The following is a 16,837-nucleotide window of genomic DNA, read 5'->3' as shown; positions in this document are numbered from 1 at the left end:
ACCGCGTGCACGACGCGTGAACATCCTCTACGTTACTCACCCGCGGGCCCGAACGAGAACGATCGACGACAAGTCCGCCGAGGGCGAACGCAAGATCATCGACCGACCCCGATCCGGGGGCGTGCGCGTTCCATCCCAGCGCACAGCGGTCCTCGCGGTCAACGCAGTAGGTCGGCGAAGTGTTCCAGCGCCACCCGAACGGCCGCAGCCCGCACGGAGTAGCGATCGCCGTCCAGCCGCACCGAGCGCACCTCCACCCCACCCGGACCGGCGAATCCGAGGTGCACTGTGCCCGGCATCACACCGTCCTGCGGGTCGGGGCCCGCGACCCCGGTGAGCCCGAGGCCCCAGTGCGCTCCGCACCGACGACGCGCCCCGTCGGCCAGCATCTCGGCGACCCGCGGGTGCACGGCCCCATGCTGGGCCAGCAGGTCGCGGTCGACACCGGCGAGTTCGGCCTTGAGGTCGGTGGCGTACACCACGAGACCACCGCGCACGACGTCGCTGGCCCCGGGCACGTCGGTCAGCGCGGCAGCCACCAGGCCCGCGGTCAGCGATTCGGCCGTCGCCACCGTCTCCCCGCGCCGCCGCAGGGCGTCCAGCAGGGCGGCGACGGCCGACATCGGCAGCCCGACCAGTTCCGGGATCACGCCTGGCCCTTCGCCCGCCCGGCCGCGCGCAGCCGCAGCGCCCGCACGACGTAGTCGAGCCCGGTGCCGACGGTGGCGATCAGCGCGGCGCCCATGACCAGCCAGCGCACCGGTTCGGCCCACCCGCCCAGCGGCATCAGGTAGAGGCCGACGGCCACCGCCTGCAGCAACGTCTTGACCTTGCCGCCGTAGCTGGCCGCGATCACGCCGTGCCGGATCACCCAGAACCGCAGCGCGGTGATCGCCAGCTCGCGACCGATGATCACCCAGGTGATCCACCAGGCCAGGTCGCCGAGCAGGCTGAGGCCGATGAGCGCGGCGCCGGTCAGCGCCTTGTCCGCGATCGGGTCGGCGACCTTGCCGAAGTCGGTGACCAGGCCGCGCCGCCGCGCCAGGGCGCCGTCGATGCGGTCGGTGATCGAGGCCAGCACGAACACCCCGGTGGCGATCCAGCGCCACAGCGGGTCATGGCCGTCCGCCCAGAACAGCGCGACCAGAAACACCGGCACGAGCGCCAACCGCGACACCGTGAGCACGTTGGCGATGTTGACCAGCGGGACGCTCTCGGGCCGCGCCGCCGCGGAGTTCGGTGCCGTGCCGTCGGGCGTCATGGTTGCTCCCCGGAACGGTCCTCGGCGGGCGTGCCGTCGACCCGGCGCACCACGAGGTCCACGCCCTCGCTGGCGACCACCCGGCAGCGCAGCACATCGCCCACCCCGACCTCTCCAGGATCAGTGACGACACACTCTCCGTCCACCTCCGGTCCCTGGTGGTCGGCGCGACCAGTGCACTCGCCGTCCTCGACGCGCTCGACGAGCACCCGGACCTCGGTGCCGACGCGGTCCTCGGCGCGCTGCGCGACCAGTTCCTCGGCCAGCGCGGAGATCTGCGCCACGCGCTCGGCGATGGTGTCCTCGTCGAGCTTGCCGTCGAAGCCGGCGGCCTCGGTGCCGTCCTCGTCCGAGTAGCCGAACACGCCGATGGCGTCCAGCCGGGCACGGGTGAGGAAGTCCTGCAGCTCGGCGAAGTCGTCCTCGGTCTCGCCGGGGAAGCCGACGATGACGTTGCTGCGGATGCCCGCCTGCGGGGCCAGCTCGCGGATCTGCTCGATCAGCGCCAGGAACGACTCGGTGGACCCGAAGCGGCGCATCCGCCGCAGCACCGGTTCGCTGGAGTGCTGGAACGACAGGTCGAAGTACTGGGCCACGCCGGGTGTGGTGGCGATGGCGCGCACCAGGCCGGGCCGGGTCTCGGCGGGCTGCAGGTAGGACACCCGGACCCGCTCGACGCCCTCGATGGCCGCCAGTTTCGGCAGCAGCACCTCCAGCGCGCGGGGGTCGGCCAGGTCCTTGCCGTAGGAGGTGGAGTTCTCGCTGACCAGGAACAACTCCTTGGCGCCCTGCTCGGCGAGCCACGCGGCCTCGCCGAGGACCTCCTCCGGAGGGCGGGACAGGAAGGAGCCGCGGAAGGACGGGATGGCGCAGAAGGAGCAGCGTCGGTCACAGCCGGACGCCAGCTTCAGCGCGGCGACCGGGGAGTCGTCGAGCCGGCGGCGCGCTGTCGTGCGGGCCCCCGGGACCCAGCCGTGGCCGGGCACCGCGACCTCGGCTGCCGCGGCGGGCCGGGCGACCGGCGTGATCGGCAGCATGGTGCGGCGGTCCTGCGGCTGGTGCGCCTGGATGGTGCGGCCCGCGAGGACGTCGTCGAGGCGGTCGGCGAGCTGCGGGTAGTGGTCGAAGCCCAGCACCGCGTCGGCTTCGGGCAGATGCTCGGCGAGCTCGGCGCCGTAGCGCTCGGCCATGCAGCCGACCGCGACCACCTTCGCGCCGGTGTCGGCGGCGGCGAGCAGGGTGTCGACGGAGTCCTTCTTGGCCGACTCGACGAAGCCGCAGGTGTTGACGACGACGACATCGGCCTCGTCGGCGTCGACGAGTTCCCAGCCGCGGTCGTGCAGGGTGCCGGCGAGCTCCTCGGAGTCGACCTCGTTGCGCGCGCAACCGAGCGTGACCATGGCGACTCGGCGGTGATTCTGCTCGGTTGACATGCGACGAGCCTAACGGGCCGGGTCCGGCGGGCTGCGCACGAGCCCGCCACCCTCGGACGTGCGGTGGCCGGGATTACCGTGGATCACGATCAGGCTTACCTAACGTGACAGTCAAGGGACCCGGAGACGGCGACGTCCGCGCGATCACGTCACTGATCGACCACCATGCCGGAAATCCGCATGCCCGCCCAGCCAGGGCGACGCTACGATGCTTGCATGCATGATTATGCGTCATCAACGATAACGATTCGGCGGGCTCGGGTGGCCGACGTGCCGGCCATCAAGTCCCTCGTCGACACCTACGCCGGCGAGGTGCTGCTCGCCAAGGACCTGGTGACGCTGTACGAGGACGTCCAGGAGTTCTGGGTCGCCGAACTGGACGGCCGGGTCGTCGGCTGCGGCGCCCTGCACGTGCTCTGGGAGGACCTCGCCGAGATCCGCACCGTCGCCGTCGACCCGGCGGTCAGGGGCCGCGGCATCGGTCACCGGCTGGTGCGACAGCTGATCGAACTGGCCCGCGAGCTCGGCCTGCTCCGGGTCTTCGTGCTGACCTTCGAGACCGAGTTCTTCGGCCGCCACGGCTTCCGGACCATCGACGGCGCACCGGTGAGCCCGGAGGTCTATGAGGAGATGCGCCGCTCGGTCGACGCGGGCGTGGCGGAGTTCCTCGACCTGGCCAACATCAAGCCGAACACCCTCGGCAACACCCGGATGCTGCTCGACCTCGCCTGACGGCGGTGGACGCGGCTCACCGACAGCGAGCTGTTGCCCCGGATGGTTGAAGGGCTTGTCCACCGTTCTCGTGCACCGTCCACAAGTACCCCACACGCCCCTCCAGCACCCGATATAACACGGGGAGTTGATCCGCTTCGGGTTCGAGGAGTCGCATCGTGGAACACAGCTCAGGGCGCCGTGGGTTCGTCGTCACCGCCGCCGCCACCGGGGCGTTGTTGCTGACCGCAGGGACCGCGTACGCCGACCTCAGCCCGGCCCAGCTGCGCACCGTCACCGACACCTACCTCTTCCAGCTGTCCCTCGACTCCTTCAGCGAGACCCGCGAGCGGCAGCCCTACGCCGACCAGCTGGACTGGTCCTCCGACGGCTGCTCGATGTCGCCGGACGAACCGCTCGGTTTCCAGTTCCGCCCCAGCTGCCAGCGGCACGACTTCGGCTACCGCAACTACAAGAAGCAGCAGCGGTTCACCGAGCAGACCCGAAAGCAGATCGACGACAACTTCCGCGCCGACCTGTACTCCGCCTGCGGCAGCGACCTGGCCTGCCGCGCCACCGCGAACATCTACTACTTCGCGGTCCGGGAGTTCGGCGGCGTCGCCAGCTCCACCGGGCAGGCCATCGACCTGGCCCAGATCAAGCCGATCCTCAGCAGCGCGGGAGACCTGCTGGAGTGGCGCGCGGTCAACGCCAGGGGCGAGGTGGTGGAGGTCGGCTCCGCCGGCTGAGCCCGGACCGCGAGAAGGGGCGTGCCCACGGGCGTGCCTCTTTTTGTGTGACCCGCCGCGCCGCGGCGGTACTGTTCCATGCGCACGGCTGCAGAAGGGAGTCCGCACCGATGGTGAAGCGGCAACTGCCCCGCTGGTCCGAACTCCGCCCCCTGCTGCGGGTCAAGCCCCCGCAGCTCGACCCGACCGCGCGGCGGCTGTCCGCCGCTCACTCCATCGCCGACCTGCGCGCCATCGCCCGCCGCCGCACGCCCCGCGCCGTGTTTGACTACACCGACGGCGCGGCGGAGGCCGAGATCAGCCTGCGGCGAGCCCGGCAGGCGTTCCGGGACGTCGAGTTCCGCCCCTCGGTGCTGCGCGATGTGTCCGAAGTGGACACAACAACGGTGGTGCTGGGCAAGCCTTCCGCGCTGCCCTTCTCGTTCGCCCCGACGGGGTTCACGCGCATGATGCATCACGAGGGCGAAACCGCCGTGGCGCGCGTCGCCGCCCGCGCGGGCATCCCCTACGCCCTGTCCACGATGGGCACCACCTCGATCGAGGACCTGGCGGCGGTGGCGCCCGGTTCCCGCAGGTGGTTCCAGCTCTATTTGTGGCGCGACCGCGAAGCCAGCGAGGCGCTGGTGCGACGCGCGCACGACGCCCGGTACGAGGCGCTGATGCTCACCGTGGACACGCCGGTCGGCGGTGCCCGGCTCCGCGACGCCCGCAACGGCCTGACGATCCCGCCGGAGCTGACGCTGCGCACGATCCTGGACGCGGCGATGCACCCGGCGTGGTGGTTCAACCTGCTCACCACCGAGCCGCTGTCGTTCGCCTCCTTCCGGCACTGGCCGGGCACGGCACACGATTTGATCAACGCCATGTTCGACCCGTCGCTCAACGACACCGACCTGGTGTGGCTGCGGGAGTTGTGGCGCGGCCCGCTGCTGGTCAAGGGCATCCAGAACGTCGACGACGCCCGGCGGGTCGTCGAGCTCGGCGCCGACGGCGTGGTGCTGTCCAACCACGGGGGCCGCCAGCTCGACCGCGCGCCGACCATGCTGGAACTGCTGCCGCGGGTGCGCGAGGCCATCGGCGACCGCGCCGAGATCATGCTGGACAGCGGCATCACCAGCGGCGCCGACGTGGTGGCCGCGATCGCCCTCGGCGCGGACTCGTGCCTGGTCGGCCGCGCCTACCTCTACGGCCTGATGGCCGGCGGCGAGCGGGGTGTGCAACGTGCGTTGGACATTCTCCGCGCCGAGGTGGTCCGCACCCTCCAGCTCCTCGGTGTGCACGCGATCAGCGACCTCGACACCACCCACGCCGCGCTCCGCCGACACTGCGTCCACACGGACCCGCCGACGGCGTGAGCGGACTCCGGCTCGGCGCCCAGGGAGTTTCCACGTTCGCCTGAACTTGGGAACCGGGCCGAAGACAATCCGCGCAGCGCAAGGGAATCCCCGGCAGAAGACCGTCGGCGTCAGCGACCGGGCCGGGGGTCCATGGGCCGCACGTCGTGCGTCGTCGCCGCAGTACCGGCGTCGATCTGGCCTGTGGCGTAGAACGCCTCGCACGGACCGCCGATGTACTTCTCGAAGTCCGTGGTGATGTGCACGACCGAGCGGCCGTCCCGCGTCGGCAGCATGGTCGGGCTGAAGTTCCGGCACACGCTGCCCTGGTTGTAGCTGATCTGCACCGGCGACGGGAACTCCCGCCACCCGCGCGCCAGGTCGGACGGGTTGTCGTTGACCATGAGCGTCCGTCCGTTGCCTGGCGCCCAGCCGCCGTTGTCATTGGCCAGCATCTGGTACGCCAGCAGCAGCCGCCCGTTCGGGCCCGGCCCGGGCGCCCACGCGATCGTCGGCGTGCCCAGCGGCTGCCCACCGGTCTCCGAGAGGATCTCGGTGCCCAGGTCGTACGGGTCGCCGAAGTCCCAGCCGTCCGGCGAGGTGCGCATCCACACCGTGCAGATGTGCACCGGGTCGTAGTTGCAGACCTCGTAGACCATCACGTACGTGCCGTCTGGCAGCTGCCGGACCCCGGGCATCCCGGGACGCACGTAGAAGTCGTCGTTCTTCACCGTGTCCCGCAGGTCGGTCCAGGTCAGGCCGTCCTTCGACCGCACCTGCACGATCTTCTGGTCGTGCTGGGGGTCCCCGTCGTCGGAGTAGAACGCCACCAAGTCGCCCTGCTTCGACACGGTGAACTCGGGCTCCCACACGCCCGGCCCCACCGGGGCCTGCACGATCGTGGACACAAAGCTCCAGGTGCGGCCCTGGTCGTCGCTGCGCCACACCCGGATGCTGCTGCGCCGCTCCGCCGCGTCCGCGCCGACGCCGGCCGTTCCCGCCCACAGCAGCGTGCCGGCGGGCATGTCCCCGATGCGCTGCGGCAGTTCGTACAGCGTCGAGCAGCACATACCCTTCTCGTCCGCGCCCTCCGGATCGCGGATCTCACCGACCTGCTGGAAGGTGGCGCCGTCGTCGCGGCTTTCGTAGATGACCGCGAATCCCGCCCGATCCGCGTAGGTCGTCATGCTGGCCATGATTCGACCGTTGGCGGCACCGGAATGCTGCAACCGCACCATCCGCGGATAACTGCTGCCGCCGGTCCGCAGTAGTTCGCCCTTCTCCACATCGGACGTTCCGATATCCGGTGGTGGCGCCGGGTTTCCGGCGACGGACTGCTGGGAAGCGACCAGCGCCGACACCGACAACAACGCCAGCAGCCAGGCTCGGGCCTTCCGGAGGACCATGCGCGAAACCCCTCGCGTCGCAGGCGGATGAACCGTCAGCGGGCGGGAGAATATCGCAGGAATCCCGAAAATCGACCCGTCTTGCGATTCCGTTCAGCGCACATCGCGAGGCGCAGACGGAGTAGTGCGAGAAAAAGCTCCGAGTCAACCGGGAAAATGTCGGTGAAAACGTGGAGAACGAAGGCGTCCCCGCGACCGGAAGACCGCGGGGACGTGCCTCACTCGTCGTCGGCCGGTCCGCCGCGGATCGCCAGCAGCGTGGCCTCCAGCTCATCAGGCTTGACCAGCACCTCGCGCGCCTTGGAACCCTCCGAGGGCCCCACCACGCCGCGCGACTCCAGCAGGTCCATCAACCGACCGGCCTTGGCGAACCCCACGCGCAGCTTGCGCTGCAGCATCGAGGTGGACCCGAACTGGCTGGTGATCACGAGCTCCGCGGCCTGCAGCAGCACGTCGAGGTCGTCGCCGATGTCGGCGTCGATCTCCTTCTTCTCCCCCGGTTTGGCCGCCGTGACGCCGTCGGTGTACTCCGGGTCGGCCTGCTCCTTGGTGAACGCGACGATGCGGTGGATCTCCTCGTCGGAGACGAACGAGCCCTGCACCCGGACCGGGCGCGAGGCGCCCATCGGCAGGTACAGCGCGTCACCCATGCCGATCAGCTTCTCCGCGCCCGGCTGGTCGAGGATGACCCGCGAGTCGGTCAGCGACGACGTGGCGAACGCCAGCCGCGACGGCACGTTCGTCTTGATCAGGCCGGTCACCACGTCCACCGAGGGCCGCTGGGTGGCCAGCACCAGGTGGATGCCGGCGGCCCGCGCCTTCTGCGTGATCCGCACGATGGCGTCCTCGACATCCCGCGGCGCGGTCATCATCAGATCCGCCAGCTCGTCGACGATGGCCAGGATGTACGGGTAGGGCCGGTACTCCCGCTCGCTGCCCAGCGGGGTGGTGATCTCGCCGGAGCGGACCTTGCGGTTGAAGTCGTCGATGTGGCGCACCCGGTTGGCCTGCATGTCCTGGTAGCGCTGCTCCATCTCCTCCACCAGCCAGGCCAGCGCGGCGGCGGCCTTCTTCGGCTGGGTGATGATGGGCGTGATCAGGTGCGGAATGCCCTCATACGGCGTCAGCTCCACCATCTTCGGATCGATCAGGATCATCCTGACCTCCTGCGGGGTGGCCCGCGCCAGCAGCGACACCAGCATGGCGTTGACGAAGCTGGACTTACCGGAGCCGGTGGAGCCGGCCACCAGCAGGTGCGGCATCTTCGCGAGGTTCGCGGTGACCATGTGGCCCTCGATGTCCTTGCCGAGGCCCATCACCAGCGGGTGGGTGTCCCTGGTCGCCTCCGCGGAGCGCAGCACGTCGCCGAGCCGCACCATCTCGCGGTCGCTGTTGGGAACCTCGATGCCGACCGCGGACTTGCCCGGGATGGGTGCCAGCAGCCGGACGTTGTCGGTGGCCGCCGCGTAGGCGATGTTCTTGGTCAGCGCGGTGATCTTCTCGACCTTCACGCCGGGGCCGAGCTCGACCTCGTAGCGGGTCACCGTGGGGCCGCGGGTGAAGCCGGTGACCTGCGCGTCGATGTTGAACTGCTCCAGCACCGCGGTGATCGCCTCGATCATGGCGTCGTTGGCGCGGCTGCGGCTCTTGGGCGGGTCTCCGTCGGCGAGCAGGTCCAGCGGCGGCAGTTTGTAGTCGCCCTCGACGCTGCGGCTGATCCGCGGCTTGGTGCTCTTCTTCGGCTTGTCCTCGACGGGCTTGGCGGGCACCGCCGCAGCCTTGGGCCGGGCCGGTTGCGGCTGGGGCGGCACGTCGTCCAGCGACAGCTGGCGCTCCTCGTCGGCCATCGCGGCCTGGCGGCGCCGGGACGGGCGGCGCAGCTTCACCGTCGACGGCTCGGCGGCGACCTCCGCGGGCTCGGCCACCGACGCCTCCGCCTCGCGCTGGCCGAGCTCGCGCAGCCGCGAGCCGACCTCGCGGACCGGGGTGCCGGTCAGCACGAGCAGCCCGAACAGGCCGATCAGCACCAGCACCGGGACGGCCACCCAGCCGGTGAGGCCATGCGCGAGCGGGCCACCGGCGACGAATCCGAGCGCACCTCCGGCCTGGGCCCAGGCTTCCGGGTCGAGTGGGGAACCCGAGAGGATGTGCAGGATCCCGAGAGTGCTGAGCACCAGCAGCAGCGTCCCGATGACCACCCGCGGCTTGGCCTCCGCGGTGGCCTCGGTGCGCATCAGGAGCACGGCGGTGACCAGCAGGACCACCGGCAGCACCACCGCAGCCATGCCGATGACCGAGCGCAGGGCCCAGTCGAACCAGTGCCCAACCGGTCCCCCGGCGCGCCACCAGACCCCGGCGGCCGCGACGACGGCGGTGGCCAGGTAGATCAGCGCCAGGCCGTCCCGCCGGTGCGCGGGGTCGAGTTCCCTGGTCCTGCCGACCGCCCGCACCACACCGCCGATGCCGCGGGCGAGTCCGCTCGCGGTCGTCGCCCTCGACGTGCGCTTCGACCTGCGCGGGGCGTGCGTGGATCCCGGGCGCGGCTTGGCACTCCCGCTGCTCTTCCGGGTGGTGCCCGACTTACCCGAGCCGCGACTCCGGGCAGCGGCGCCGTTACTCTTGGTTGCGCTTTTGCCGCGCGTCGAGCCACGTCCCCCATTCGATGTCCGGCTCGCCATACCCCACACGGTATCCGCACCCGCCTCTCCGCTCACACCAGCCACGGAGGTTCACTGGCGAGGCGCATTTTCCGGCGTTCCGCGCCAACCAGGGCGGTGCGCATGAGATCCTCGACCGTCATGGTCGCCCTGCCTTCCGGACCGCACGAGCCGACACGCCGAACCAACCGCGAGGAGCTGTTCCACGACGCGCCGCGGTTCTGGCGCGCCCTGATGCGCGTCGACCAGGCCGTCATCGCCCTCACCGGCCGCCTCGAGGTCACCGGCGACGTCCCCGACGAGCTGCGCGGCCGGCCACTGGTGCTGGCGGCCAACCACATCGGCAACATCGACGCGCTGGTGCTGATCGCGGCCTGCCGGAAGCTGCGCCTCGCACCGCGCTTCCTGGCCACCGGCGGGCTGTTCGACACGCCGGTGCTGGGCCACGTGCTGCGCGCGTGCGGGCACGTGCGCGTGGACCGCGGCAAGAGCAACGCCGGGGAGGCACTGGGCCGGGCGGTGGACGCGCTGGCTGGTGCCCGGCACCCGGTGCTGATGTACCCGGAGGGCCGCATCACGTTGGAACCGGAGATGTGGCCGGAGCGCGGCAAGACCGGCGTGGCCCGGATCGCCCTGGCCGCGCGGGCCGCGGTGGTGCCGATCAGCCAGTGGGGCGCGCACGAGGCGATGTGCTACGGCATGGTGCGCGTGGAAAGCGCCCGCGACCTGTGGATCCTGCTGTCCTCCTGGCTGCGCGCACTGCTGCGCCGACCGGTGCTCAAGGTGCACTTCGGCGCCCCGGTCGACCTCAGCGATCTATCCGCCGACCGGGTGGGTGACGCGGCGCGGGCGCGGGATCGCATCATGCGCGCGATCACGGCCGGCCTGACGCCCCTGCGCGCCGGTGAACCCGACGCACCGCGCCATCAGGACCCAACCCGCCCGGCCACCGACAAACGCAGCCCCTGGCGGCCGAACAGCCCCGGCTGACTGCGCCGGACACCGCGGCTTTCGCCGCCGTTGTTCAACTCCAGGTAGCGATGTGGTCACGCAGAGCCCGCTTCTGTGACATCGTCACTGATGATGGTGGGGTTTCCGTTCCTCGTTGACCGGAAGGCTGCCATGCGATTACCCAGCGCCACCATCCGCAGGTTCCCGTTCCTCCTTTCCTTCGCCCTCGCCCCGGTCGTGGCCTTCTCGGTCGCGACCGCGCCGACGGCTCTCGCGTTCCCGCCCGACGTCCCCGGCAAGGCCCAGGTCCAGTCCGAGCTCAACGCCCTCACCGTGCGCTCGGAAGGGTCCATGACCGGCTACTCGCGGGACAAGTTCCCGCACTGGAGCACCGTCTCGGGCTCGTGCAACACCCGCGAAACCGTGCTCAAACGCGACGGCAGCAACGTCTCGGTGGGCTCGGACTGCTATCCCACGTCCGGCAGCTGGTACAGCTACTACGACGGCGTCACCAGGACCTCACCCTCGCAGATCAGCATCGACCACATCGTGCCGCTGGCCGAGGCGTGGCGCTCCGGCGCGAGCAGTTGGACGACCTCGAAGCGGGAGGCGTTCGCCAACGACATCACCGGCCCGCAGCTGATCGCGGTGACCACCGAGATCAACAGCGCGAAGGGCGACCAGGACCCGGCGTCCTGGAAGCCGCCGCGCGCCAGCTCGCACTGCGGCTATGCGAAGTTCTGGATCCACACCAAGTACCGCTGGGACCTGACCCTGCAGTCCGCCGAGAAGACAGCGCTGCAGAGCATGCTCAACACCTGCTCGTACTGAGGCGTCGCCGTACCGGGTGCGCGACCCGGCGTCGTGCACCCGGCGTCCCACCAACGGGCAACGGAGGGCACTCGGGCGGGTGAGCGCCGACCACCGACGAGAGTCGCCCAGGGAGACCATTTCTCGCCAATCGAGCAACCCGTCTGCGGATCGTCCCTTTTACTGTCCACATTGCTCGCCTTTGGACGGTGCGTCCAACTGGACAGACGGGGACAATCGTGAGGAAATTCGTCACTGCGGCGATGGCGGTCGGTCTGCTGGTCGTCCTGTCACCGGCCATCGGGGCCGCCGCCGCGCCGACACCGGAGTTCCAGCCGCAACCCATCCAATGGGGACAGTGCGCGGACGAGGCCCTGCAGCAGGCCGGGGCGGAGTGCGGGATGGTGGACGTCCCGCTGGACTACGCCGACCCGGACGGGGAGAAGGTGTCGCTCGCGGTGTCGCGCGTCCGGCACACCGTGCCCGACGACCAGTACCAGGGCGTCATGCTGGTGAACCCCGGCGGCCCCGGCGGGTCGGGACTGGTGCTGTCCATGCTGGGGGCCTACGTGCCGAAGGGCGCCGGCGCGGCGTATGACTGGATCGGCTTCGACCCGCGCGGCGTCGGATCCAGTCGGCCCGCGATCTCGTGCGACCCGAACTACTTCTCCTACGACCGCCCGCACTACGTGCCCACCACACCGGAGCTGGAGCGGACGTGGCTGGACCGCTCCGAGGGCTACGCGCGGGCCTGCGGCAACACCGGCAAGCTCCTCGAGCACATCAAGACCACCGACGTCGTCGAGGACATGGAGAGCATCCGCAAGGCGCTGGGCGTCGAGCAGATCAACTACTACGGGTTCTCCTACGGCACCTACCTCGGCCAGGTCTACGGCACCCTGCACCCGGATCGGATGCGCCGGGTCGTGATGGACGGCGTGGTCAACGTCAACGACGTCTGGTATCAGGCGAATCTGAACCAGGACGTGGCCTTCGACCGCAACATCAAGATCTTCTTCGACTGGATCGCGACATACGACTCGGTCTACCACCTCGGCACCACCGGCGCTGACGTGGAGAAACTGTTCTACGACCAGCTGGCCCGGCTCGACCGGCACCCGGCCGGCGGGGTCATCGGCTCCGACGAGTGGACCGACCTGTTTCTGACCGCGGGTTACACGCAGGCCGGATGGGAGGCGCGGGCCAAGGCGTTCTCCGATTGGGTGCACCACGGCGACTGGCAGACGCTGAAGACGATCTACGACAGCGCCAACACCCCCGGTGACGACAACAGCTTCGCCGTCTACCTCTCGGTCCAGTGCACCGACGTCCAGTGGCCGACAAGCTGGACGCAGTGGCGCAAGGACAACTGGGCGGTGTACGCCAAGGCACCGTTCGAGACCTGGGCGAACGCCTGGTACAACGCGCCGTGCCTGTTCTGGCCGGCGAAGGCGGGCAAGCCGGTCGACGTCGACGGCAGCCGCGTGGACAGCGCCCTGCTGATCAGCGAGGAGCTGGACGCCGCCACGCCGTTCCCAGGTGCCCTGGAGGCCCGCAAGCGCTTCCCGAACGCCAGCCTGATCAGCCTGCCCGGCGGCACGACGCACTCGGGTTCGCTGAGCGGCAACGCCTGCCTGGACAACCAGATCGCGGACTACCTGGCCACCGGCAAACTCCCGGCCCGCCAGCCGGGCGACGGCCCGGACACCACGTGCGAGCCGCTGCCGCAGCCGGTCCCCCAGGGCCTGGCCACGGCGACCGCCCGTCCGCACCAACCGGAGGTCCTGCAGAAGGCCCTCGAATCCAACTGGCACTGACCCGACGAGCGCAAAGGGCTGGTCTCCCACGCCGAGCCCAGCCCTTTCGCGTGGTCAGTTCGTCATCCTGCTCTTCAGGTGAGCTCCGATGTAGCCGACGTAGATCTTGCCGGTCCGCCGCGTGGCGTCGAAGTAGTGCATCCGCGGGCTGACCATGCCGAACTTCGCGATTCGGAAATGCGCGCCCATGAAGACGCGGCCGCTCGGGTCCACCTCGATCGGAACCGGGAAAGTCCGGATTCCCGCAAGTTTGACGTTGTTGCGAACGTCCGCCGTTTCGTCGCGAGCGTGTTGGTGGGCGGGATATCCTCGGCAGTCGTCCGGCAGGTTTCGCAGGTAGCCGTCGACATCGCGATTGCAACGCCCCTCCGCCGATGCCTTCGCATAGTCCTCGAGCGCCAGGAGCGCATCCCACGTCCTGCCTGCCCAGATGCCCATCCGGTCGTTTTCTTCCAGGTCGAGGGCGTGCGCGGGGTCGCCGGTGAAGATCACGTGTCGCAGCTCCGCGATCCCGGTCAGCACGTCATCGAAGGAGTCCGGCAGTTCGTCCGCTTCTGAGTGCGCTGGGTGCGACCACGCGTCCTCCCAGCGCTGTGCCTTGCGGAGCAACCCCCGGAGGTGCCTGTTCGTGGCCACTTCCTTGACGAGCTCGGCACGAGCCTCGGCCAGCTCCAGGGTCTCGTCGTCCAGCTGCTCGCTCACCTCATCCAGCGATCGCTGCAGTTCGGCGTTGCGCTCCTCCAGTTCCGCGAGCCTTTGGGACAGGGCTTGCCGATTCACCTGTTCACGCTGTCCGAGACGGGCGAACGCGATGAACTCACGCAACCGGTTTGGTGTGAGTTCGGGCTCGCCGAGTTCGTCCCGCAGCAGACGGAGGAGCTGCAGATCCGCTGCCTTGACCACCAGACCGGGCGTTCGCTGGATCGCCGGTGCCACCGCGCCCACGGCGGTGGGTTCGGCTCCGTCCCCGACGAGGAGAACGTTGAGCTGCTTTTCGAACAGCCGGTCGAGTCGCGTTGCGGCGCTGGGCAATCGGGTCTCAATCGCCACGTCACGTGCACGCCAACCCAACAACCTGGTCAGGCGGGGCTGCTTGTCCTCGACGATGCGCCCGGTGCTGAGCACCCGATGACGCAGCGCGTCGGCCGCATCGCCCGGCACCGCGCCCGGCAGGAAAGTCCGCATGGTCCCGGGCCGAACCTGGTGAGTGTCGCCCATAGCGCGGCGGAAGAGTTCGGTCGCTTCGGGGTCGAGGACATAACCGGAACCGATTCCCACGGTCTCTTCGAGCAGCTTCGCGATGAGGTCGAACCAAGGCGTCTTCGGGAGGGACTCCTCACTGCCCGCGACGTAGACAGGCCCTCGCCGCCTGGCATCGCGCACGACGTCCACCAGCTCGTGCGCCTCCTCACCCGAGATCTGGCGCGGACGAACGTCCAGTCGCGCGGTGCTGTCGTACGCGGGAAGGACGGTCAGCAGGCCCCGCGCCAGTCGCGGCGTCGCGGTCCACTGGCGTCGCTGGCGCGGCTCTTCGCCCTCGGGTGCGAGGACCTCGGGATTGACCACGTCCAACCACAGCAGCGCGAAGGCATCGTCACCAGGGATGCGAGCGGTCAGCTGGGTTGTCCAGGTACCGGTGTCCTGCTGCTCCGTGATGCGAACCCGGAGCGCGTAGGAGCCGTCCTGCCCTGTGGTTTCCAGCATGGTGCCGTCGACGCCCTCGGCCAAACGTGACGGTCGACCTGGTTTCAGGGCGTCACTGTCATACCGTTTGGACCGCAACCAGGAGTGCAGCTGCTGTCTGGTGAGTTCGAGGATGTCCTCCTTGCCCTACGCAACCTGGAAAACGCTGCGATAGCCCAGCATGCGGCTCCTTACCGCTCTCGACCAGCAGGGAATTCCCGGAGTTCGACCGACGGGTGACTCCGGGCCCAGGTATCACAGCAGGGCGTACGTTGCTGGCGTGTCGAAGTGATCAGCCTGCGACCGACTGTCACGCCAGGAGAGCAACGCCGGCGTCAGTCCGCGTCGGTCTCCTTGGAGGGCGCGCCCAGTGCCTCGGCGACGGCGGCGAACTCCGACAGCGCCGCCTGCAGGTCTTCGACGATCTCGGCCGCGATGACCTCCGGCGGCAGCAGCGAGTCGCTGTCCTCGGCGGACTCGTCTTTGACCCAGCCGATCAGGTCCAGGTTGACCTTGTCCCGTGCGATGAGTTCCTCGTAGTCGAAGACCTTGACCCGGTCGTTGGGCTTGCGGTCCTCGGGCCGGTCCGCGGACAGATACCACTCGACGAAGTCGTCGAGGTGCTCGGCGCGCAGCGCCTTGGTCTTGAGCGTGAAGTGCTGGTTGGTGCGGAAGTCGTAGACGGCGAGCTTGCTGGTCAGCGGCTGGTTTATCCCGGCGGGCGGCTTCGCGTCGAAGAAGAGCACGTTGGCCTTGACCCCGCCCGCGTAGAAGATGCCCGTGGGCAGCCGCAACAGCGTGTGCACGTCATAGTCGCGCAGCAGGCTCCGCCGAACGGTTTCGCCCGCCCCGCCCTCGAAGAGCACGTTGTCCGGGACGACCACCGCGGCGCGACCGGGAATGTCGAGCTGCTTGGCGATGTGCTGGACGAAGTTGAGCTGCTTGTTGGTGGTGGTGACCCAGAAGTCCTCGCGCTTGTACGCCACGTCCTCACGGGTGGCCCTGCCGTCCTCGTTGACCACGGTGATCGAGGACTTCTTGCCGAACGGCGGGTTGGCCAGCACCAGGCTCGCCGTGCGTCCCTTCCTGGCGAGCGCGTCTTCCACCGCGATGGCGGGTTCCTCTTCCCAGGAACCGATGCCGTGCAGCAGCAGGTTCATCGCCGCGAGGCGTGCGGTTCCCTGGACCAGCTCGGTGCCCCAGATGTTGCTGGCGATCTGGCGGAGCTTCTCCCGCTCGCGCTCCCGCTCGTGATCCGGCGCATCCAGATTCACGTAGTGGTCGACGATGTATGCGTGCGCGGCGAGCAGGAAGCCACCGGTGCCGCAGGCCGGATCGGTGATCGTGTCCTGCATGGTCGGGCGGGTGCACCGGACCATGGCGTCGATCAACGGGCGCGGGGTGAAGTACTGCCCGGCGCCCGACTTGGTGTCCGCCGCGCCCCGGGACAACAGCTGCTCGTAGGCGTCACCGTTGACATCGGTGCCGTGGATCAACCAGGTCTCCCGGCCGATCAGGTCCTTGACCAACCTGGCCAGGTTCGCCGCGTTCTGGATCTTGTTCTGCGCCTTGCCGAAGATCAGGTTGTGCGGCGTACCGGCAGGCTGTTCACCCAGGTCAGCGAGCAGTTGCTCATACCGGCGCTTGAGTTCCGGCCCCTCCTGGTCCTTCAGCTCGGACCAGCCGCGTCCGTGCCACTTTTCTCCCCGGGGGAGGAGATTCTGCGGGACGAACGGATCGCTCTGCTTCTCGTCAGCGATCTTGAGGTAGAGCAGGAAGGTGAGCTGCTCGACGTAGTCGATCGTCGACACGCCCTCGTCCCGCAGGACGTTGCAGTAGCTCCACAGCTTGTCGACCAGCCGACGAGTCTCGGCCTGGTTCCCAGCAGCGCTCACCGTGCTCCCTCACTGACCTACGCCTGACCCAGGCACTCTACCGACCGCCCCGGACACAACTTCCCGGAACGGCTCCGATACGCACTGCGACATCCAGGTGAACGGCGGAGCACCTGGCCACATCGGGAGA

At 69.4% G+C, this 16,837-nt stretch carries 13 protein-coding genes; 6 read left to right on the top strand and 7 right to left on the bottom strand.

The features are described from left to right. Positions 1-158: 158 nt before the first annotated feature. The 3 genes from IEY17_RS04940 to rimO are packed head-to-tail and all read right to left on the bottom strand — an operon-like array spanning position 159 to position 2,694. Entirely contained in the window at positions 159-623 is a 465-nt protein-coding gene (locus IEY17_RS04940) for a CinA family protein (RefSeq protein ID WP_188986290.1), read from the bottom strand. A 23-nt stretch (positions 624-646) separates the two neighbouring features. Continuing rightward, positions 647-1,261, bottom strand: a complete 615-nt coding sequence (gene pgsA / locus IEY17_RS04935) for a CDP-diacylglycerol--glycerol-3-phosphate 3-phosphatidyltransferase (RefSeq protein ID WP_188985894.1) — start codon at positions 1,259-1,261, stop codon at positions 647-649. Next, positions 1,258-2,694 (bottom strand): 30S ribosomal protein S12 methylthiotransferase RimO, encoded by a 1,437-nt coding sequence (rimO, locus tag IEY17_RS04930; protein WP_188985892.1) that lies wholly within the window; start codon positions 2,692-2,694, stop codon positions 1,258-1,260. Before rimO ends, pgsA begins: the two co-directional genes overlap by 4 nt. Positions 2,695-2,910: 216 nt before the next feature. Between rimO and IEY17_RS04925 the strand changes: the two genes are divergently transcribed. The 3 genes from IEY17_RS04925 (at position 2,911) to IEY17_RS04915 (ending at position 5,509) form a co-directional block, all read left to right on the top strand. Further along, positions 2,911-3,426 (top strand): amino-acid N-acetyltransferase, encoded by a 516-nt coding sequence (locus tag IEY17_RS04925; RefSeq protein ID WP_188985889.1) that lies wholly within the window; start codon positions 2,911-2,913, stop codon positions 3,424-3,426. A gap of 158 nt (positions 3,427-3,584) precedes the next feature. Continuing rightward, the gene (locus IEY17_RS04920) at positions 3,585-4,154 is read left to right on the top strand and encodes a phospholipase (protein WP_188985887.1); all 570 of its coding nucleotides are present in this window, start codon (positions 3,585-3,587) and stop codon (positions 4,152-4,154) included. A 110-nt stretch (positions 4,155-4,264) separates the two neighbouring features. Beyond that, positions 4,265-5,509: an alpha-hydroxy acid oxidase gene (locus IEY17_RS04915; RefSeq protein WP_188985885.1), complete on the top strand. Its 1,245-nt coding sequence runs from the start codon at positions 4,265-4,267 to the stop codon at positions 5,507-5,509. 110 nt (positions 5,510-5,619) lie between these two features. On the opposite strand, the gene IEY17_RS04910 is transcribed toward IEY17_RS04915, so the two are convergent. Together IEY17_RS04910 and IEY17_RS04905 are read right to left on the bottom strand one after the other, a co-directional pair. Continuing rightward, positions 5,620-6,894 carry a sialidase family protein gene (locus IEY17_RS04910; RefSeq protein ID WP_188985883.1) on the bottom strand — a complete coding sequence of 425 codons (1,275 nt, stop codon included), beginning with the start codon at positions 6,892-6,894 and terminating at the stop codon, positions 5,620-5,622. Between the two features lie 218 nt (positions 6,895-7,112). Continuing rightward, positions 7,113-9,572, bottom strand: a complete 2,460-nt coding sequence (locus IEY17_RS04905) for a DNA translocase FtsK (protein ID WP_188985881.1) — start codon at positions 9,570-9,572, stop codon at positions 7,113-7,115. Positions 9,573-9,785: 213 nt separating this feature from the next. Here IEY17_RS04905 and IEY17_RS04900 point away from each other — a divergent pair, with 213 nt between their 5' ends. The 3 genes from IEY17_RS04900 (at position 9,786) to IEY17_RS04890 (ending at position 13,129) form a co-directional block, all read left to right on the top strand. Then, positions 9,786-10,541 carry a lysophospholipid acyltransferase family protein gene (locus IEY17_RS04900; protein WP_229679878.1) on the top strand — a complete coding sequence of 252 codons (756 nt, stop codon included), beginning with the start codon at positions 9,786-9,788 and terminating at the stop codon, positions 10,539-10,541. A gap of 132 nt (positions 10,542-10,673) precedes the next feature. Next, entirely contained in the window at positions 10,674-11,333 is a 660-nt protein-coding gene (locus IEY17_RS04895; protein WP_188985878.1) for an HNH endonuclease family protein, read from the top strand. Positions 11,334-11,575: 242 nt separating this feature from the next. Next, entirely contained in the window at positions 11,576-13,129 is a 1,554-nt protein-coding gene (locus IEY17_RS04890; RefSeq protein WP_188986288.1) for an alpha/beta hydrolase, read from the top strand. A gap of 54 nt (positions 13,130-13,183) precedes the next feature. Here IEY17_RS04890 and IEY17_RS04885 read toward each other — a convergent pair whose 3' ends face one another. Together IEY17_RS04885 and IEY17_RS04880 are read right to left on the bottom strand one after the other, a co-directional pair. Continuing rightward, positions 13,184-14,857 carry a hypothetical protein gene (locus tag IEY17_RS04885; protein WP_188985876.1) on the bottom strand — a complete coding sequence of 558 codons (1,674 nt, stop codon included), beginning with the start codon at positions 14,855-14,857 and terminating at the stop codon, positions 13,184-13,186. A gap of 290 nt (positions 14,858-15,147) precedes the next feature. Then, on the bottom strand, positions 15,148-16,707 hold the full coding sequence (locus IEY17_RS04880; protein ID WP_188985874.1) for a class I SAM-dependent DNA methyltransferase: 1,560 nt from the start codon (positions 16,705-16,707) through the stop codon (positions 15,148-15,150). Positions 16,708-16,837: the final 130 nt, after the last annotated feature.

The sequence above is a fragment of the Saccharopolyspora thermophila genome (assembly GCF_014646075.1).
GTDB classification, from domain to species: Bacteria; Actinomycetota; Actinomycetes; order Mycobacteriales; family Pseudonocardiaceae; genus Saccharopolyspora; species Saccharopolyspora thermophila.
The sequence above is the reverse complement of the archived record's forward strand: the minus strand, read 5'-3'. Positions and strand labels throughout refer to the sequence as shown.